The 18,803-nt window shown below is 53.8% G+C and carries 16 protein-coding genes; 10 read left to right on the top strand and 6 right to left on the bottom strand.

What is annotated here, in order from left to right; translation table 11 throughout:
- Positions 1-55 precede the first annotated feature (55 nt).
- From HK26_RS03055 to HK26_RS03075, 5 genes are read left to right on the top strand one after another with little or no spacing between them, the layout of a single operon-like run.
- Entirely contained in the window at positions 56-2,377 is a 2,322-nt protein-coding gene (locus HK26_RS03055) for an adenylate/guanylate cyclase domain-containing protein (protein ID WP_086638446.1), read from the top strand.
- Positions 2,374-3,276: an MlaE family ABC transporter permease gene (locus HK26_RS03060; RefSeq protein WP_086638447.1), complete on the top strand. Its 903-nt coding sequence runs from the start codon at positions 2,374-2,376 to the stop codon at positions 3,274-3,276. Before HK26_RS03055 ends, HK26_RS03060 begins: the two co-directional genes overlap by 4 nt.
- A 1-nt stretch (position 3,277) precedes the next feature.
- A complete protein-coding gene (locus HK26_RS03065) occupies positions 3,278-3,979 on the top strand; it encodes a P-loop NTPase family protein (RefSeq protein ID WP_086638448.1) in 702 nt (233 codons plus the stop codon).
- A complete protein-coding gene (locus HK26_RS03070) occupies positions 3,979-4,929 on the top strand; it encodes an MlaD family protein (RefSeq protein WP_086638449.1) in 951 nt (316 codons plus the stop codon). Before HK26_RS03065 ends, HK26_RS03070 begins: the two co-directional genes overlap by 1 nt.
- Positions 4,926-5,861 (top strand): outer membrane protein assembly factor BamD, encoded by a 936-nt coding sequence (locus tag HK26_RS03075; RefSeq protein ID WP_086638450.1) that lies wholly within the window; start codon positions 4,926-4,928, stop codon positions 5,859-5,861. Before HK26_RS03070 ends, HK26_RS03075 begins: the two co-directional genes overlap by 4 nt.
- A gap of 130 nt (positions 5,862-5,991) precedes the next feature.
- Here the strand turns inward: HK26_RS03075 and HK26_RS03080 are convergent, their stop codons facing one another.
- Positions 5,992-7,458 (bottom strand): hypothetical protein, encoded by a 1,467-nt coding sequence (locus tag HK26_RS03080; protein ID WP_143296281.1) that lies wholly within the window; start codon positions 7,456-7,458, stop codon positions 5,992-5,994.
- A 315-nt stretch (positions 7,459-7,773) separates the two neighbouring features.
- Between HK26_RS03080 and HK26_RS03085 the strand changes: the two genes are divergently transcribed.
- From HK26_RS03085 to HK26_RS03095, 3 genes are all read left to right on the top strand, one after another.
- On the top strand, positions 7,774-8,745 hold the full coding sequence (locus HK26_RS03085) for a glycosyltransferase family 2 protein (RefSeq protein WP_180539287.1): 972 nt from the start codon (positions 7,774-7,776) through the stop codon (positions 8,743-8,745).
- Between the two features lie 48 nt (positions 8,746-8,793).
- The gene (locus tag HK26_RS03090; protein WP_143296282.1) at positions 8,794-10,254 is read left to right on the top strand and encodes a glucosyltransferase domain-containing protein; all 1,461 of its coding nucleotides are present in this window, start codon (positions 8,794-8,796) and stop codon (positions 10,252-10,254) included.
- 260 nt (positions 10,255-10,514) lie between these two features.
- Entirely contained in the window at positions 10,515-11,522 is a 1,008-nt protein-coding gene (locus HK26_RS03095) for an ion channel (RefSeq protein ID WP_086638453.1), read from the top strand.
- Positions 11,523-11,578: 56 nt separating this feature from the next.
- On the opposite strand, the gene HK26_RS03100 is transcribed toward HK26_RS03095, so the two are convergent.
- A complete protein-coding gene (locus HK26_RS03100; protein WP_086638454.1) occupies positions 11,579-13,762 on the bottom strand; it encodes an FUSC family protein in 2,184 nt (727 codons plus the stop codon).
- A 242-nt stretch (positions 13,763-14,004) separates the two neighbouring features.
- Here HK26_RS03100 and HK26_RS03105 point away from each other — a divergent pair, with 242 nt between their 5' ends.
- Both HK26_RS03105 and HK26_RS03110 read left to right on the top strand, forming a co-directional pair.
- A complete protein-coding gene (locus tag HK26_RS03105) occupies positions 14,005-14,376 on the top strand; it encodes a YidB family protein (RefSeq protein WP_086638708.1) in 372 nt (123 codons plus the stop codon).
- A gap of 79 nt (positions 14,377-14,455) precedes the next feature.
- On the top strand, positions 14,456-14,986 hold the full coding sequence (locus HK26_RS03110; protein ID WP_025828274.1) for a hypothetical protein: 531 nt from the start codon (positions 14,456-14,458) through the stop codon (positions 14,984-14,986).
- A gap of 18 nt (positions 14,987-15,004) precedes the next feature.
- Here the strand turns inward: HK26_RS03110 and ccmI are convergent, their stop codons facing one another.
- The 4 genes from ccmI to HK26_RS03130 are packed head-to-tail and all read right to left on the bottom strand — an operon-like array spanning position 15,005 to position 18,768.
- Positions 15,005-15,736 (bottom strand): c-type cytochrome biogenesis protein CcmI, encoded by a 732-nt coding sequence (gene ccmI, locus HK26_RS03115; RefSeq protein ID WP_086638455.1) that lies wholly within the window; start codon positions 15,734-15,736, stop codon positions 15,005-15,007.
- A 4-nt stretch (positions 15,737-15,740) separates the two neighbouring features.
- Positions 15,741-16,214: a cytochrome c-type biogenesis protein gene (locus HK26_RS03120; RefSeq protein ID WP_086638456.1), complete on the bottom strand. Its 474-nt coding sequence runs from the start codon at positions 16,212-16,214 to the stop codon at positions 15,741-15,743.
- Positions 16,211-16,786, bottom strand: a complete 576-nt coding sequence (locus HK26_RS03125; protein ID WP_086638457.1) for a DsbE family thiol:disulfide interchange protein — start codon at positions 16,784-16,786, stop codon at positions 16,211-16,213. The genes HK26_RS03120 and HK26_RS03125 overlap by 4 nt, the downstream gene beginning before the upstream one ends.
- Positions 16,783-18,768, bottom strand: coding sequence for a heme lyase CcmF/NrfE family subunit (locus HK26_RS03130; RefSeq protein ID WP_086638458.1), 1,986 nt, complete (start codon positions 18,766-18,768; stop codon positions 16,783-16,785). Before HK26_RS03130 ends, HK26_RS03125 begins: the two co-directional genes overlap by 4 nt.
- Positions 18,769-18,803 lie beyond the last annotated feature (35 nt).

Genomic DNA, 18,803 nt, shown 5'->3' on the forward strand with positions numbered 1-18,803 from the left:
ATTATGGTGGCGCGGTCGTGAATGCCCATGACCAACAGGCAGTGGAATTTGGTGCGTGTCTTCTGAAGAGATCATAGACCCGACAGTCCAGCATAATGCATCCGTTCGGCGGGTGCTGCTGCACATGGTCCTCCCGTTTGTCCTGATTATGATGACAGTTGGCGCCATTGTGTGGGTCGGCATCAACTCGTATCGCACGACCAGCGAGGGCGTGTCGGTGCTGACGCGTGAACTCATGGAGGCAACGCAGCAGTACATCGGGCAGGAAGTGGGGGATTATATTGCCCCCTCCGCCGCAGGGAACCTGATTGCTGGCGGCATGATCGAGCATGCTCCCCCCCTTGTGTCAGACAAGGTGTTTTACTCCTACGGCAGCGTCATGCTGCAGAAAATCCCGCAGCTGCAGTCTTTTTATCTGGCGGATGATCTGGGTAATTTTACGCTGATTACCCGTTCTGCCACCAAGGATGTGCAGGACCGCGTGCGGCTGGTTACGGGCGCGGATGGCAAAAAGTTTCTCCAGCATACGCTCTACAATGCTGCGGGGCAGGTCGTCGGGCATTATGATGCCCCGGCCAATGATTATGACCCCCGGACCCGGCCGTGGTACAAAAACACGGCAAACAAAGATACCATCCAGTGGACGCAGCCTTATCTGTTTCCGTCTGACAAGCAGTTTGTCATGACCAGTTCGCTCCGCTTCAAGCGGGACGATGGGCATGAAATGGTTTTTGCCACCAATATCTCGCTCAATGAACTGAGTGCGTTTTTGGACAAGATCAAGATCGGCAAAAATGGCAGCGCCATGATTGTGGATGCAAATGGTCGGGTCATAGCTGGGCGCAATCTGATGCAGCATGCACAGGCCGCAGGCTGGGACCCGGACAAGATGGTGCTCGACCCCAAGGATTACCCGGTTTTTGCCTTGGGTTATGACCACTACCGGGTACGTGGCTTTGGCCCCAAGCATGTGGAATGGGACGGAAAAACCTACATTGCCATGGCATCGGCCCTGCCGCGCTACTCGCAGGGCTGGATTTTGCTGATTGTTGCGCCAGAGAACGATTTTGGGAGTTTTGCGCACCAGAGCAGCCGGCAGAGTTTGCAGTTTGCAGGTATTGTCACGGTTTTCTCCCTTCTGCTGGGGGGGCTGTACCTGCGCCAGCTGCGCAGGACAGAGGCTGGCAACCGCAGGCTGTCCGTGCACCAGTCGCAGGTTGCGCAGGAAAGTGGTGCGCTACAGCAGGTTGCCGTAACTCCCCATCTGTTTGACCCGACAGCCGAACCCTTGGTGATTACGGAGCAACTGGCGCAGGTCACAGGTGCCCGCCGCGCCAGCCTATGGCGCTTTTTGCACGATGGTGCGGCCATGGTCTGTGATGATACCTATGACCGGACCCAGAACACCCATTCCGGTGGGTTTGAAATGGGGCGGCAGGAACTGGGCAAGTTCTTTGATGCGGTGGAGGAGGGAAATTCCTTTTTTGTCTCCAACGCGGCAACGGATGAGCGGACCACCCGCTTTGAGCGGCTTGTGATGCGTGAAGTCAGCACGCATGCGCTTGCGGTTTACCCTGTGCACGGACCGCATGGTACGTTGGGCATGCTGGCCCTTGAAGAGCCAGTCATGCTGCCGCACCTGCTCTATTTTGTAGAGCTTATGGCCAGTATTGCTGGCACGCGCTTTGTAGCGCAGAGCACGCTGGAGGCGCAGCAAACTCCCGTGGTAGCGGGGGGCGGACTACCCGCACCCAATGCGCCCCCTGGACCAACCAAATCCGATAACCTGCTCATGCGCGCGGATGAAATGGCAGCGGTAACAGGGGCCAGCATTTACCCCTCCGTGGCTGTGCTTGTTGTCAGCTTTTCCGACCCTGTTGTGGAGGGGAACAAGGAGACCGCAACCCTTATTGCCCTGATTAACCAGTTGGCCACACAGGTCCAGAGTGTGGCGCAGGAAGAGCAGTTGTTTGCGGTGGAAGTTGCCGGTCACCGCATGATCTGCATGGCGGGCTGCACAACGGAGCCCGACCCAACGGCCCTGTTCCGTCTGGCCAATGCGGCGCTCAAAATGCGCGAAACCTTTATGGGAGCACTGGCTGCGGCCGATCTGGAGCCGGTGTTTACCATGGGTATGGATTTTGGCCCCGCATTTGGTGGCGCGGTGGGGCAGGCGCCTACGGTGTTCAACCTGTGGGGGCAGACTGTGTCCCTCGCGGAGTTGATGGCCGAGAGCGCCATAGACCCGGGCACCATTCAGGTGACGGAGCGGGTTTATGCCAGTTTGCGTGACCGGTATCTGTTCCGCAGTCGTGGCTCGTTCTTTGTGCCGCATCTGGGGCTTGGTCGCGCCTATACACTGGCAGCGCGCCGATGAGTGAGGAAAACTCACAACCTACCCAGCAGTCCTCGGCCCCCCAGACCGACACAACACGTGACCCGGTTCTGGCTGGGCAGACGGGTGGCGGCAGGGTCTTTACGCCCATACAGTGGGCGCTGGGCAAAATGGCATGGACCGGGCGGCTGACACGCAGGCAGGCCCGCTTTTTGCTGATTATGCTGGGTGCGTCATGGGGGGTGATTTTCGAGAGCTTTCGCGCCCATTCATGGCGCAGAACGGTGCGGTACGAATTTATCAGCACCATGAACGGTATTATCCGTGGCGGGCTGATCGCCACCATGTTTGCCGGTGTGCTGACCGGGGTGGCTGCTGTCTCGCAAGTTATTTACTGGCTGGGCCTGACTGGCCTTGCCACCATGACCGGCTCAATCCTGATCAATATTGTGGTGCGCGAAATTGCCCCCATTCTGGTGGGGATGCTGCTGCTGGGGCGCAATGGTATGCTCTCCACGACCGAGTTGGGGCTGTTGAGCATTGGGGGGGAAATCCGCTCCATGCAGGCTGTGGGCATAGACCCGTTTTTGCTGCTGGTGCTCCCCCGTACTCTGGCCTTTACCGTGGCGGGGTTTACGCTGGGCATCCTGTTTTCATTCGCATCCCTTGTGACCGGTTATGTGATGAGCCGCATGTCCGGGGTTATCAATAATCCCGTCTGGGTTTTTCTGGATGACGTGGCAACGGCCATGTCCGGGACGGATTATATTATTATTCCGCTCAAATTCATTACTGTCGGGTTTGTGGTGGGGCTTGGGGGATGCCTGACCGGACTGACCGCCACAAACGAGGATTCACTGCGCACACTCCTGCCTCGCGGTTTTTCCCGCGGAATGCTGATTGTGATGGTGGTGAGCGTTCTGTTCAGTCTGGACCTGTAAGATGGATGTTTACACTTCCGGCCCACTGCTCGAACTGAACAAGGCCATCCCCTCGTTTGATGAGAGCGGGTTGCCCCCTGTTCCATTCAGTATGAAGCTGATGCCCGGTGACTGTATGGTGGTGGAAACGCGCGACGTCGGCCATGCCACCATGTTTGCGGACCTGTGCAGCGGTCTTGTGCCGCTGGATGATGGGGCCGTGCGGTTTATGGGGCTGGACTGGACGGACCTGAGGGACCGTGAACTGAATGCCCTGCGCGGGCGTATTGGTCGGGTTACACGCCGGGCAAGCTGGCCTGAGTTTGTTCCCATTCATCTTGCGATCGTGCTCCAGCAGCTACACCACACAACCCGCCCGATTGATGAGCTGGTGCAGGATGCTGCACATCTGGCGGAGCGCTTTGGTCTGCCCGGCCTGCCAACGGAAAACCCGAGTTTTTTGCCCGAGGATGACCTGCTGCGCGTAAGCTGCGTACGGGCTTTTCTGGGGCGGCCCCATTTATTACTGCTGGAAGACCCGATTGAGGGTGGTCCGGCGGAATTGAGCAATTCTTTTCTGGCTGCAATAACCGAGGCGCGCGACAGGGGTGCCGGGGTTATCTGGCTGGTAAGGAATAACGCAGTCTGGCAGGAATATCGGCAGGGTATTACCGCAACCTGGCGGCTTGCAGATGATGGTCTTGTAGCAGTACGGATGGGATAATGTTCCAACTCCGCTTACGACAGAAAGTAAAACCACTCATTTCTCTGCGCTATGCGGATGAATGGGTCGGGTTTCTCGTGCTTCTGAGCATACTCATTTTTGGGGGCGCGGTTATCGAGGCTGGCGTGCTGCGTGACTGGCTAACCCCTCCGGCACGGTTGCGCGTGGTGCTGCCTGCATCGGGCGTTGGCGGGCTGACCGTAGGGGGCGATGTGCAGCTAATGGGAGCCCACGCGGGGACCATTCGCAGCATCAAACTCAATCCGTCGGGGAATATGTACGCCATGGTCGATCTCGACCCGCAGGCAAAGCCCTTTATCCGGCGAGACAGCACAGCCCTTATCCGCAAACAGCTTATTGTGACCGGTGCATCCTATCTGGACCTCAGCCGTGGGCATGGTGACCCGATGGACTGGAGCTATGCTGTTATTTCGGCAACGCCAGCCCCCAACCCCGCAGACCAGATTACGGCAACCCTGAACAGTATTCAGGCCGAAATCATGCCTGCTCTGGCCAGTGCAAGGCACATGATGGCGCAGTTGGATGGCACCATTACCGACATGCACGCGGGCAAGGGCACAATCGGGCAGTTGATGACCAATGACCAGCTTATCCGCCAGTCAGAAGCTACGATTGCCTCCTTGGATGCTGTGATCGAACGGCTCAAGCCGATTGAAAAACAGGTATCGGGGATTATGGCCAAAACAGACGCGACCATGGGCAACCTCAAATCCGCAACCAAGGACGTCAAGGATGCAACGCCGCATCTGCCTGCCATTGCCAGCAATGTGGAGGCCAGCACGGCGGACCTGCCAGCCATGCTGGCACAGGCCCAGACAACGCTGTACGGGTTACAGCAGTTGACTGACCAGTTGCGTGGCATGTGGCTGCTGGGCGGGCAGAAGGTCACACACCATAAACGACTGGCTCCCAGACAGGTGCGACCATGAGACGGCTGAGACACATGCTGCTGCTGGCAACGCCGCTGGTGTTGGCCGGGTGCAGCGCAAGCCAGAGCAAACCCACGGCTCTTGATGATGCGGCATGGGACCAGGCCATGGCGGCAGGGCGGGATTCGTTTGAACTGGGGCGTTACACGGTTGCCGTGTCCCAGTATCGCAAGGCTGCCAATCTGGCCCTCGTGCGTGATGACGGATCTGCTGTGGCCGAGGCAGGGTATGACCTTGCTGTGTCCCAACTGGCGGCCAATGCTCCAGCAGATGCACTGCAAACAACGCAGGCAACCCGGCAGGCGGTGCAACTGCGTGGGGGAGGGGAGCAGTTCTCGCTTGATCTGGTGGAGGCTGCCAGCCACTACAGGCTTGGCCACTATGGGCAGGCGTTACCTCTGGCAAGCCACGCCATGCTCTCGCCCGACACAGGGGTCGCGGCACGGGCGGCACTGGTTCTGGGCCTTGCTGCCGATGCGCAGGGTGATCAGGCGGGGTTACAGAGTGCGGCATCTTATCTGAGCACCCTCAAAGCACCACTGTCTGTGACCCAGCAGGCGGACAGAGCCGAAATTCAGGCCCGTGTGCTGCGTAAGTCCAACCCTGCGCTGGCGGAACAGCAGGCTGAAGATGCAGCCTCCCTCCGCCAGAGCGAAGGATCATACCATGACATGGTCCGCGCACTAGCACTTGCCGCACGGATAGCGGCCAGTCAGGGCGATCAGGCCAAGGCGCGCGTGCTCTGGGCGCGTGCCGCGCAGAGTGCTGCGGCGCAGTCTGGTGCGCTCAACAGGGTGGATGCACAAACGCTGGCGCATGGCGCGTTGACCAAGGGCAATGCGATCCCGCCAGAAGATGATGCTCAGGCATGGGCGCGCAATGCCGGGAGTGTTGTGCTCCGACCGTTCGACAAGGAGACTGGAACACCATAATGTGGTGTTCTAACCCGCAAGCAGCCTGAAAAAATGGTTGAGCCTATTGCAGGCTCAGCCAAGATCAAGGTGATTTGTGTAGTCTTATACTGACTGCGGCGGGGAGGTATTTGGCCCGTGTTGCGCATGCTTATTGTGCATGAGCCTGCTGCAATATGTCATCAAAGTTAAAAATTGTTACATTGTCCGTCTTGGGGATGTCTGTTGAAGGACCAACGCGCGCCGTTGTTACTGTGGCAAGGTTGGGCGCGTGCTGGGCATTCAGTAAAACCCAGACAAGATTTTTTGGTACCCATACTTGAGAAGAAGATGGGAGACCGAACTCATCATACCGTAAAAACGGCGCCAGTGTTTCCTCACGTCGTGCCAGAACGAAATATATGGATGAAGCATTTTTGAGGTTGTTAATTTGAGACAGATAGTGCGCCGTTAGGTGCAATTCTGTGGACTGGGGTTTGGCAAATCCGTTTTTTACATCGCTGTGGGCAGTCCATGCGCAGAGTACAAGCATGATACTCATGCATGACGTCATGTAGTGACTGGCTTTGATCGTATTTAACCACGACCAAAGGGCCATGGTAAAATAGAGTAGCAGCAGACTGGTTAATGCAGATTGTGTGCGATATGCAGCCCAATTCTCCTGTACGACAAGGTTAGGTAGATAGCTGAGGGGAACCAGAAATATACAAATAAAAACTTTCTGATAATTGAAATATTTGCTTGCTCTATAATGGAGAGCAAAACCCGAAACTATAAAAATAAGAACGAGTATGGATAAGAGAGTGCTTCCTTTGGCGTAAGGAAGGTCTAAGGCATTGCGCAAGGCTTTAAGCAAAAACCATGTACATTTCTCTCTTATGTCAGACACCAAAGCAGTACGGTTCATGGATGGCGCTGTATGAAAAATAAGAGAGGGAAGCGTCTTGGTTGCAATGAAATCAAGAATTAAGGCCCCTGCCATAACTGCGCAGGTAATAAACATAACTTTGCGTGTAGGGAGTGGTTTATCAGACGCAAGCCATGCCGTGCCAGCAAAGACCCAATACATCATTGCGGAAGGTTGGTAGGTGCAAATGGCAAGCCCAAGAAGGAGAAACGAGAAGAAAAGTCTCTGCCACTGCTGTTTAGAGTTGTGTTGTACAAGGCGGTAGCTCAAGCCTGCCAGAAAAGCAGCCCAAGTATAACCAGCAGTGACTGACCAAGCGGCATAGACCTGAAAAGCAGGCATAAGCCCGATGCATGCCGCAAAAATTATACAAACACTTGAAGAAAATTGAGAGTTTTCCTTTAAATGTTTCATAAATAAAGTTGAAAGAGCAGCTATTCCTGCAAGGGAGAATAATCGTATCCAGCACAGGTCTGATACATGCGTAACGTCAATATAAATACAGCTTAAAACAGCGTAAACTGGTCTGCCTCCTTGTGTCATCATAGATAGAAGATCGAGCAATTGGGTATGCGCGGCTGCTATGTAGGCATAATCATCGGCAAAGCCATAAACTGTAGTGAGGGAAGTGATATAAACAATGCTAAAAAAAGCAAGATACGCACAGTATATTAATACATTTTTAGCAGTCTGATTCTTTAAAGTATTCACAAAATATCCTTTACCATGACTATTTTTTCATGATTATGGCTATCTTTTTATCTAAGGCCCTCAAAAAAATCCACATAGTTTTATCCTCATGAGGCAAGAGTATTATCTTGGCTGTATTCATGGGCGGATCAGAGTTACAATATTAAATCCTATTGGGTTGGGAAGCCTGAGTGGACTAGCCTGTTTGGCATATGCTACAGAGGGCAGGTCATATATGGGATAAATAAGAAAAATGCGCAGATTTGATTACTGTGTGTATATTTTTGCAATTTTTCTTGTTTCAATTCCATTATAGAGCAAGGAATTTGTTTTAATATGTCTGTAGAAGTCGATTTGAGTATTGTTGTTCCTTGCTATAATGAACATCTTGTTCTTTCTGAATTCCATAAAAGATTATGTGTGGTCATGGATGCCGTGGGGCAGACATGGGAGGTCGTTTATGTAAACGATGGTTCAACCGACCAGACATTGGCAACAATCCGCGATCTGGAACGGCAGGACCAGAGGATTTCCAGCGTTAATCTCTCCAGAAATTTTGGTAAGGAAATCGCGCTGACCGCAGGGCTGGATTATGCGCGCGGCACAGAAGGTGTGGTTGTTATTGATGCGGATCTACAGGATCCACCAGAAGTCATTCAGGAGATGATCGCCGCACGGTCCGATGATGTGGATATGGTTTATGCCCGCAGGCGACTGCGCAAAGGGGAAAGTCTGCTTAAAAGGCTGACCTCATGGGGCTTTTACCGGATTATGACCAAGCTGGGTAATCGGATTGTTATTCCACCAGATACGGGTGATTTCCGGTTCATGAGTCGTAGATTACTGAATGATCTTTTGCGGATGCGAGAGCGGCATCGCTTCATGAAAGGCCTGTTCTGTTGGGTTGGTTATCCATCCAAGGAATTGCTGTATGATCGCGCGCCGCGGTTAGGTGGCAAAACCAGTTTTAATTATTGGTCTTTGTGGAATCTGGCATTGGAGGGAATTACCTCCTTTTCGGTATTGCCTTTGCAACTGGCGACTTATTTAGGTTTTGCGGTATCGTTTTTCGCAGCACTTTATGGTGTGTGGGTTATAATTTTTACAATTACATCTGGCTCTCATGTGCCCGGTTATCCCAGTTTAATGACAGTTATTCTGTTTTTGGGTGGAATACAGCTGATGACACTGGGGTTGATAGGAGAATACGTAGGAAGGATTTTCAACGAAACAAAAAATAGGCCGCTTTACTTTGTGGAATTTTATCATTCATCTTTCTCGCAATCAGAGGATAAGAGAAAGATTTAAAAATAAACTTTCTGAATGTAGATTTATTTTAAAATTAGGATAAATATCGTGTTCTCGAATAAGTATATAAAAATAAGAGATTTATCAATATTTAATTATTTATTCTCTTTATCATTTTTGTATATACTCCCAATTATATTAGCGAATAGATACTATATAGATGATATGGGGCGCGTACTTCATGGCTATACCCATTGGAAACGAGATGGGAGGCCGTTGGCTGATATTGTAATGCAAGCTCTAAATTTTGGGAAACCTATTTTAGATTTGTCTCCAATAATACAAATATTAAGTGTTTTTACTTTGTCTGTATCGTTAACATTGTATGCAAAAAGATACTTCAAAAATGGAAGTGTGTTTTCGATTTCTATGGGATTATTTTTGTTTGTTGGAAACCCATTTTTTATACAAAACTTGTCATTTAAATATGATTCCCTTACAATGTCATTAAGTCTTTGTGCTTTAATTTTTTGCTTTTCCTTTGATTTGTTGACTTTATATACATGGTTTATGGTTTCTTTTTTAATTGTTGTTTCTTTATCTCTTTATCAAGCTTCAATAGGTTTATTTTTTATACTATCTGTTATTGAATTGATTCAAAAGAAAATTAATGACCGTGAATTTAATACGGTTGCCTTTTCATGTTTGTTTTTTAGGTTTGTGCAGTTTGTCACAGGGTATATGTTTTATTATTTTGTGGTATTAAGAAGTTGCAATCTAAGTGACTATGGTGGGCAACACTCTCAAGTAATTCCGTTTGATAGAAATGGAATTCATATTTTAATAAAAAACATTGAATCTTATTTCTTTGTTTTTAAAAATTCATTTATAGGGTTCCCTACTATTTTTATTTTATTTTATGCCTTTGTAATTTTCTTATTTATTGTAAAATATGCAAAATTTGAAAATTTTTATCTGAGTACGTGTGTGGTTTTATCGCCATTGTTGTGTTTTTTATTTTCATTTATTCATTTATCGATTTTGCGAGATCCTATTTTTCTAGAGCGTGTTTTCTTATCTTTTTGTGGGTTTATGCTTTTTATATATTTCTGTGTATATAATCTTTTTAAGAAATATTCTGCATATATTCTTTTTCCATTGGTTTCTTTTTGTTTTTTCTTAAGTTATTCTTATGGAAATACATCTGCGGCACAAAATCGAATAGATACTTTGATAGCATCATCAATCTCGTATGATCAGGCTCATTATAATGGGACATTTAAAACGCTTTCTATTGTTGGGGTAATGCCTCAAGCAAAGCAAAGAGAGCTTATTGTCGAGAGACTTCCTATAATGAAAGGCCTTGTGCCTATTTATATAAATAATTCTTTGTACTGGGGTGGGGAGCTATTAAATAGTTTTCTTGTGGTTGGGGAGCCAGTTAACGCAGATCAAAATGATTTTGATTTTATGATTAAGAATAAGCCTTTTTTATCATCGAGAGATTATGATTTGTATGCGAATAAAGATAAAATGATAATAAATTTTAAAAATAAAGCACCTGATTGAATTTAATGTAGAGAGATGGGTGTATTATGGTGGATAGTGTTCTTTCTAGTGGAGCAAATAGGTATGTTTTGAATCTTACTTTATTCACAATTGAGTGAATGCGTTTTATCATGCTTTTCTGAAAAAAGGAGTTTTGAAAAATAACCGCAAGACAAGCAGGTCTTCCATGCGCAATTCATGGAGCGCAAATGCGCATTGTTGTGTAAAAGCGCAATAATGCGCTGGCGTTTTTGCATGGCTGTGCGCACGGAGCGGTGATCATGAAAAGATTTTTCCACCATTACAAAAAACGCAGCCATAAAGAGGATGCCGAGCGCCATACCAAGTTGGAGGATGTCGCACCCAACCTCCATACCAAGGAAGGCGGGCGTTTCCGCCTGAGCACCAAAGAGGCCGTGCGGCGTTTTCGTGCTCATGCGCTGGTGGAAGAAAAAAGCCACCGGGACGTGGTGCGTGTAGGGTTAAAAGATAGCGTATGGAGTGACCTCTACCACCATGCGCTTACGGCAAGCTGGCCTGCTTTTGCTGCTATTGCCGTTGTGTCTTATGTCCTGATCAACCTTGTATTTGCATTGCTGTACATGCTGGCTCCGGGGCAGATTACCGGTCTGTCGCATGGCGTATTGCTGTCTTTGTTTTTCTTTAGCGTGCAAACGCTCTCCACCGTTGGGTATGGCACCATGAGCCCGATCGGGGCCTATGCCAACGCGGTTGTCTCGCTTGAGGTTTTTGTGGGTATGATGTTGACCGCCCTTGCCACAGGCGTTGTCTTTGCCCGTTTTGCCCGCCCCCGTGCCCGGCTGATGTTCAGCAATATTGCTGTTATCAGTAACGAAGGGGGGATCCCTGCCTTATGTATCCGCATTGCCAATTTGCGGATGAGCGTGATTTTATCAGTTGATATTGAAGTCGCTCTTTCTCGCCTGGTTATGAGCGATAACGGGCATCTGGTACGCAAGTTTGACCAGCTTCTGCTTATGCAATCGCATGTGCCGGTCCTGCGCTTTGCCTTTGTCATGGCCCATGTCATTACCCCGGATAGCCCTTTGCACGGCAAGACTGTTGCTGAACTGGAAGGGGAAGAGGCCGAAATCATTGTGACCGTCACAGGCACGGATGAGGCACTGGGCCAGACCGTGTTTGCAAGAACTGCTTACAGGTTTGACCGAGTGCAGCATAACCACCGCTTTGTGGATATTGTGCTCTCTCGGCCGGATGGGCGTATTACGGTGGATTATACCCGTTTCCATGATGTTGAGGCGCACTGAAGCGCCCCCTCTTGTGGAGGAGGCGGAAGGTCCTGACCAATGTGGCAGGCTTTTAATCAGACCGCGCGGTAGGGTCGCGTTGCATCCAGGAAGACGGCATTGGCGTCCAGTTCGTGGGAGACCACAATCAGGTAGGCAATGGCGCGGGTTAGCTCAATACGGGTAGAAATATTGGGCTCCACCGCTTCCATCCGCCGTAACGCTGTTGTGGCTACGCGGGCGGCATGGGCCGTGTGGCCGTATTTGCCTGTAAAGTGGCTCATCCGTTTCATCACAATTTCTATGGCCCTGCGTGCAGCGGGGGGGATCTGGTTGCGGTGGAGGAGTGCGCGCAGGCGGATAATGTTCAGCCCTATGGTCATGGCTGCCAGCGTGCCTTGCAGGCACCCCTCAATAGTGGGGGAGGGCGTGGGGCCAGCGTGGCGGATCAAGCGGGCAAAGCGGTCAATGTTGCGGCCAATCCAGTCCCGCGTCATGGGTGTGGGCTCGGCCGAGGCCAGTGTGCGCAGGTCGCGCAGCAGCGTCCGGCGCATGCGCCAGCGTTCTGCCGCACTGTTAAACGGCAATACTGCGCGGAAAATCAACACCGCAAAAAACACACCCAGCAGAATGGCCCATGTGGAATTGAACCATGTGATCTCATCTACCCGACCTTGGTTGAGAGGATGGACAAAGTTGGGCAGCAGCAGCGTGTAGGCGGCAGAGTGCAGGGCCGTACCGGCATTACGGGCCGCCAGCCCCCCGGCAAACATGGGAATGGCCAGTGTTGCCACCAGCATTTCGTAATTGGCTTGCGTGGGCAGGACAAAAAAGACCAGAAAAAAGGCAACGAGTGCTGCCCATATGCCGCCGATCATAAACTGTGTTGTGGCAACGACAGGGTTTTCACGCGTGGCAAACAGGCCGCACACAATGGCTACAAATGTAATAAAACCAAGACCCGTTGGCCAAGCCGTGCACTCCCATACCAACCCGGCGGCGCTGAGTGCGACAGCAGCACGGACGCCGTTATAAGCGGCCTCGCGCTTGTCCACATGGGACTGAAGGCGGAAGTGGAAGTGGTCACCACGAATAAAGTGCTGGCTGGCATCGTATTCACGAATGGCCTGTTCCAGCTCACCCAGCAGTTCGTCCATGGCGTTGTGCAGGATTCGTCCGTCCAGCAGGGCGGAAATCTGGGCGTGTTCGTCCTCCAGCGTAAAAGCGGAGCCAATTTCATGCGTGAGCGCATCCACAATCTGCTGGTGGCATTCCGCTCGGAGCAGTTGCAGGTCGCGCAGGATCCCCCGGACGCCGTTTTCCGTATTCAGCCGGTGTGGCAGCCCGCTCAGATAGGTGCTGACGTTGGAAGCCGTCTCGCGGAAGATGGGCTGATCGGTCTGCACGTATTGCAGACGCACTGTCATGCCCAACCCGCGGGAGAGCAGGACGGAAACAGCCGCCAGCGCGGCGCGGGCGTGGTCCCCCTCGTGCCCGTGCGGGCCCATTTCGGCTTCAGAGAATTCGATCTGGTCGTTAATGGAGAGGATCGGCCCGAACATGGCGCGTGAGCGGATCAGGGCTTCCTCATCCCCCGCCAGCAGGCTGGCCACCGCTTCGGATACATTGCTCAGGGCAGTGCAGAGCTTGTCGCGGATGTTGCGGCGTGCGGTTTCTGCCAGATTATGGGCAAACAAGCCCGCAACCGTGCTTTCGCACACAATGCCCAGCACAATATAGGTGGCGCGGGACATGGCGGTCATAAACACGTTTTCGGGGTGTGGAATAGCACCTATGGCAATAATGGCCGTTGTGTAGCCTGCAAGCACCAGTGCGTAGGAGCGGAAGTTGCGCACAAGGGTGGCAAGCCCGCAGCATAGCCCCAACCAGATGGAAAGAGCGGGGAAAAACAGCCACGCAGTCTGGTTAAAGGCTGAAATAAGGGTGATGGACATGACCACCCCAATGGCCGTACCCACCAGACGCCACCGGGCCTTGGACATGCTCTCCCCGCGGGAGCCCTGCGCCACGATCCATACGGTCATGGCGGCCCATTGCGGGTCGTCCAGCTCCATCCACAAGGCAATAACAAGGGAGATGAGTGCCGCAGCAGTTGTGCGCAGCGCAAAACCGATGGCCGAGGGCGTGGGGGCCAGCAGCCAGCCAAAAGGCAGCTTGCGCTGCACACCCGGCGGCCCCAGCGGGCGGAAGGTGCGCAGGCGACCGATCCTGTCAAGCAGGGGAAAAGAGAGACTGGGCACGATGGCTACTTTGTTGCAACAGAGGAAGGTCGGGATTCTGGTGATGACCGTAGACCGTTTTTCCCTTTTTTCCTTGTGGGTTCAGACGCATATCAGCTATCGCTTCTCAAAAGGGAAAGGTCGGTCTGCTACCAGCTTCTATTTATAACTATCGCATGGAGCCGTTATTCGGTCCATGATGATAATGAAGCCGGATCAACCGCTTGGCCACCGTTGTGGCACATATGGGAAAGATGATGGATATGTCTGATTTCTTTCAGAATATTGTAGGTAAGGTTGAAAGCGTTCTGGGTGGGGATGTGCAGACTCTGCTCAAACAGCAGCTCCAGTCCCTGACGCAGCCGCAGACGATCCAGTCCCTGCTGGACCGGGCCGATCAGGCAGGTCTGGGGGACAAGGTGCGCTCATGGGTCAGCCAGAGCGGTAACGTGCCTGCCACCCCGGATGAAATCCGCGCCATACTGGGGAGCGATACCGTGCATGATCTGGTAGCAAAAACAGGTCTGCCAGCCGATGCCGTTGTTACGGCACTGGTCCATTTTCTGCCCGACGCGGTGGACAAGCATACGCCCGATGGCGTGCTGCCCGCAGCCGACGCCACCAAAAGCGCCTGACCTGTAGGGAAAAGGCCGCACATGTGCGATGCGTGGCACGGACGTGCATCGCACAGCATAATCCGTTATGGATGCTGCCATGACATTGGGTGAACGTATAACACGGATGGATAGCTGGCTGCTTGATCAGGTATGCCAGCCCATGGCGGACAGGTTGCCTGAACGCTTTGCAGCGTTTGATGCAGGGATGAGCTGCCAGTTTGGCTCCCTCCTACTTTCCGCCGTATCCATTATTGCCGTGTTTGTGCTTACGGGCATGAACGATTTTGGCAATATGATTTTTAACGTGCTGGTCTGGTGCCTGTGTGTGAGCTTTTTTATCGGTCTTGGCCGCCTGCGTGTGCTGGTCAAACCCGGGCAGGCCAATCCGCTGCGGCACATGCTTGTCAGCGTGCGGATTATCTCCATCCCCTTTGCCCTGTACGTTGTGTATCAGGCACTCACATCCCCCCCGTCTTTTGGGACGGCTGTGTGGTTCAACGCGTTTTCAAACATCGTTTTTGTTGTGGGGTTGTATCTTATTTCGTGTCAGCCGCGCCCACCGCGCATGCGGGCGAAGGAAGATGTCTGGGGGCGTGGCTTTGCTCCCCGCCCCGGTGGTGGTTTTTAGGCTCATTCGACTGAGCGTTCACGGGTTTTCCTGCTCATGCTCGCCTTGGGCAATGCGCCCCTGCACGGCAGAGCGCCAGCCAGCGTCCTTGGGCGCTGCATCCAGTGCTTTACGGAACAGGTCCAGCGCCTGTGTGCTTACATGGTGTTCTGCGCGGGTCATGGCCTCTGCCGTGCGTGCGGCCAGTTCCGGGTCAAAGCCCAGAGCCAGCGCACGGCCCCATGCGTCTGCCGCCTGCGCGTAGTGATCGCCCGATGCCTGTAACTGGCCGAGCAGGAGGTAGCCCTGCCTGCGGTTGGGGTCATCGGCGGGTAGAGCACCAACAGCCTGCTGAAGCTGGGCAATAAGCGCATCGGTCTTGCGGTTTTGCATATGCTGGGCCATCAGCCGTGGCCCAAGGGGCTGTGCGGGCAGGTCGGGGGCACCGTTTGTCAGGTACAGCCCCACTGCCAGAGCCGGGGTTGCCGCAAGGGCAAACCAGCCTAGCAGTGACGAACTGCGGGCTCGAGCGGTGGAGGGGGCCGCATCGGCCGAGAGAATACGGCGCTGGATTTCCAGCAAGGCCACGTCATGTTCGGCAGGGGCGATCAGGCCAATGGCAAGGTCACGGTCAACTTCGGCCAGCTGGGCTTCATGCAGGGCAAGGGCGGTGCTGCGTTCATCACGAATGGCACGCGCACGTCCACGCAGAGTTAAAGCCGCTGGGGCCAGTGCAAGCAGGCTGAGCAGCCCGATGGAAAACCAGATCATGCTCTCAGTCCTTTGTCAGTCTGGCCAGACGGGCCTTTTCGTCCTCAGTCAGAGGAGGGGGCGGGGGAGCGGACGCCCTGCGGCGATAGAACAGAAAAGCCGTACCAAGCCCCATGAGCAAGGCCAGAACAGGCATGGCCCAAAGCAGGAGCGTGCCAGCGGAAAACGCAGGTTTAAGGCGGATGAAGTTGCCATAGCGGCTGACCATCCATGCCATGACCTGTTTATTATCCTCGCCTTTGGCAACATGCTCGCGCACAACGCGGCGCAGGTCGCGGGCAAGGCTTGCGCTGCTGTCCTCAATGGATTCATTCTGGCACACAAGGCAGCGTAACTGGGCGCCAATGGCCTGCGCACGGGCCTCCTGCTGTGGGTCGCTCAGCATTTCGGACGGGTCGTCCACGGCCAATACCAGAGCGGGTGTTGCCATTAGGGCAAGGACTGCCATGCAGGCAATCAGTCTGCGGTGCAGCGTCATGGCGTTTGCAACCTGTGGGCGAGCGGCAGAAGCACCCTGTTAATGGTTTCTTCCGTAAGTGGGGTTGCCGTGTGCCAGCGGATGACGCCGCCCGGCCCAACCAGAAAGGTTTCCGGCACCCCCGAAATACCCCATTCCATACCAGCCCGCCCTGTATGGTCATCCCCCAGACGCGTAAAGGGGTTGCCGGAGTGGCGTAAAAAACTGGCGGTGTTCTCGGGCTTGTCCTTGTAGGCAATGCCCCAGATGTCCAGCTTGCCTTGCAGGGTCATGAGTGTTGGCATCTCCGCAAGGCAGGGAATGCACCATGAGGCAAAAAAATTGACCAGCACGGGCTTGCTGGTGCGTTGCAGGTCCTGCGCCGTAAACCCTTCGGTTGGGGGCAGGGGTGTGAGTGGAAAATCTGGCACGGGCCGGTCGAGTACCGGCGCGTTGATGTCGTGCGGGTTGAAGGAGCCATGCTCCATGCCGCTCAGCATTTTCCAGAAGGCAAAGCCCGCAACACCGGCTCCGGCCAGCGGCAGGGCCATAAGCAGGCGGCGGCGGGTCAGGTTGTCAGTCGGTGTGCTCATGATACGCTCGTGGTTGCGGGGGAGGTTCTGGCCCGTTGGGGGGCCCCAACACGCATACGCCGGTCAGACAGGGACAAAGCCCCGCCAAATGCCATAATCAGCGCGCCCAGCCACATCCATGGGGCCAGCGGGTTGTAATGCAGGCGCAGGACATAGGTTGGACTGCTGTCCGATCCATGTTTGTCACCCAGAACGCCGTACAGGTCGGCAAGCAGGTTGGTATGGATGGCAACGTCTGTGGTGGTCTGGTTCTGGCTGTTAAAGCTGCGTTTGGAGGGATGCATGACCGTAATCAATCGGCCATGACGCCGGACTTCCAGTGTTGCCGCCATGGCTGTGTAGTTGGGGCCGGGTTCATCTTCCACCGCTTTGAGTGTCCACTCATAACCGGCCAGCTGTTCAGTGGTGCCAATGGGGACTTCCACAATTTTGTGCTGTGCCTGAGACATGGCGGCAAGGCCAAGCACGGTAATGCCAACACCCGCATGGGCAATGGCGGTGCCCACAATGGCGCGTGGCAGCATGCGCGCACGTTGGATGGAGGTGGCAAAAGATGTGCGGAACAGGCGTGTGCGCTCGGCAATGTCTGTCAGGCTTGCGGCAATAATCCACAAGGCAGCAGCGGCACACAGGATCGGCAGCACGCCAGAGAGCGTAAACACCGCCACGGCACAGGCTACGGCGGCCACAATGGCTGCCAGCCAGAGCTTTTGCAGCACGGGCCACAGTTGCGCACGCTTCCATGGCAGCATGGGGCCAAACCCCATGAAGATGAAGAGCGGTAACGCCAGTGGAATGGTGGTTGCGTCAAAGAACGGTTTGCCAACCGATATGGTGCGGTCAAACAGCAGGGACATGAAAGGCGGATACATGGTGCCGGTCAGCACTACGGCGCACAGGGAGCACAGCAGAATGTTGTTGAGAACCAGCGCCCCCTCGCGGGAGACGGGGGCAAACAGTCCACCAGCCGTCAGGGTTGGTGCACGGTAGGCGAACAGGGCCAGCGAGCCGCCAATCACCACCCCAAGCAGCCCCAGAATGAACACCCCGCGTGCTGGGTCGTTGGCAAAAGCATGCACCGAATTGAGAATACCCGAACGCACAAGGAACGTGCCCGATAGCGAGAACGAAAAAGTGCCAATTGCCAGCAGCACGGTCCAGATTTTAAGGGCTTCGCGCTTTTCCACCACAATGGCGGAGTGGATGAGTGCCGTGCCGGTCAACCATGGAATGAGGGATGCGTTTTCCACCGGGTCCCAGAACCAGTAGCCGCCCCAGCCCAGTACGTAATAGGACCACCATGACCCCATGGCGATGCCGCAGGTCAAAAAGCACCATGCAGCCACAGCCCATGGGCGTACCCACCGGCCCCATGCTGCATCCACCCTGCCTTCAATCAGTGCTGCAATGGCAAAGGCAAATGGCACGGCAAAACCAACGTACCCTGTGTACAAAATGGGGGGGTGGAAGGCCAGACCGGGGTCCTGTAGCAGGGGGTTCATGCCCTGCCCGTCCATGGGGGCGGGCCAGACCCGTGCAAATGGATCCGATGTTGTCAGGCAGAACAGTTCAAACCCTGTTGCCACAAGGCCCAGTACGGCAATAACGCGGGCACGCAGGGCGGAGGGCAGGTTGCGTCCGAATGCTGCAACAGCAGCACCACACAGGCCCAGAATAAGAGCCCAGAGCAGAATGGAGCCCTCGTGGTTCCCCCATACGCCGGTGATCTTGTAGAGCAGAGGTTTGGAAACGGCACTGTTTTCGGCAATGTTCTGGACCGAAAAATCATCCGTAACAGCCGCATAAACCAGGCTGAGGAAGGAGACGCCAAGGGCGATCATCTGCCCGATGGCAAGGCCGGGAGCCAGCGCCATAAGCCGCACATCGCGCCGGGAGGCACCAATAAGGGGGATAATACCCTGCACGGCAGCCAGCACACAGGCCAGCGCAAGGGCGTAATGTCCAAGTTCGGGGCTTAACATATCAGGGGGGAGGCTCCCGTCTTCTTTTTCAGGCG

It is taken from the genome of Acetobacter okinawensis (assembly GCF_002153655.1).
Taxonomy (GTDB): domain Bacteria; phylum Pseudomonadota; class Alphaproteobacteria; order Acetobacterales; family Acetobacteraceae; genus Acetobacter; species Acetobacter okinawensis_A.

Bases quoted from the DNA above. Each gene is read 5' to 3' on its own strand.
- HK26_RS03060 (WP_086638447.1), top strand. From the start codon at position 2,374: ATGAGTGAGGAAAACTCACAACCTACCCAGCAGTCCTCGGCCCCCCAG.
- HK26_RS03065 (WP_086638448.1), top strand. From the start codon at position 3,278: ATGGATGTTTACACTTCCGGCCCACTGCTCGAACTGAACAAGGCCATC.
- HK26_RS03070 (WP_086638449.1), top strand. From the start codon at position 3,979: ATGTTCCAACTCCGCTTACGACAGAAAGTAAAACCACTCATTTCTCTG.
- HK26_RS03075 (WP_086638450.1), top strand. From the start codon at position 4,926: ATGAGACGGCTGAGACACATGCTGCTGCTGGCAACGCCGCTGGTGTTG.
- HK26_RS03085 (WP_180539287.1), top strand. From the start codon at position 7,774: ATGTCTGTAGAAGTCGATTTGAGTATTGTTGTTCCTTGCTATAATGAA.
- HK26_RS03095 (WP_086638453.1), top strand. From the start codon at position 10,515: ATGAAAAGATTTTTCCACCATTACAAAAAACGCAGCCATAAAGAGGAT.
- HK26_RS03105 (WP_086638708.1), top strand. From the start codon at position 14,005: ATGTCTGATTTCTTTCAGAATATTGTAGGTAAGGTTGAAAGCGTTCTG.
- HK26_RS03110 (WP_025828274.1), top strand. From the start codon at position 14,456: ATGACATTGGGTGAACGTATAACACGGATGGATAGCTGGCTGCTTGAT.
- ccmI (WP_086638455.1), bottom strand. From the start codon at position 15,736: ATGATCTGGTTTTCCATCGGGCTGCTCAGCCTGCTTGCACTGGCCCCA.
- HK26_RS03120 (WP_086638456.1), bottom strand. From the start codon at position 16,214: ATGACGCTGCACCGCAGACTGATTGCCTGCATGGCAGTCCTTGCCCTA.
- HK26_RS03125 (WP_086638457.1), bottom strand. From the start codon at position 16,786: ATGAGCACACCGACTGACAACCTGACCCGCCGCCGCCTGCTTATGGCC.
- HK26_RS03130 (WP_086638458.1), bottom strand. From the start codon at position 18,768: ATGTTAAGCCCCGAACTTGGACATTACGCCCTTGCGCTGGCCTGTGTG.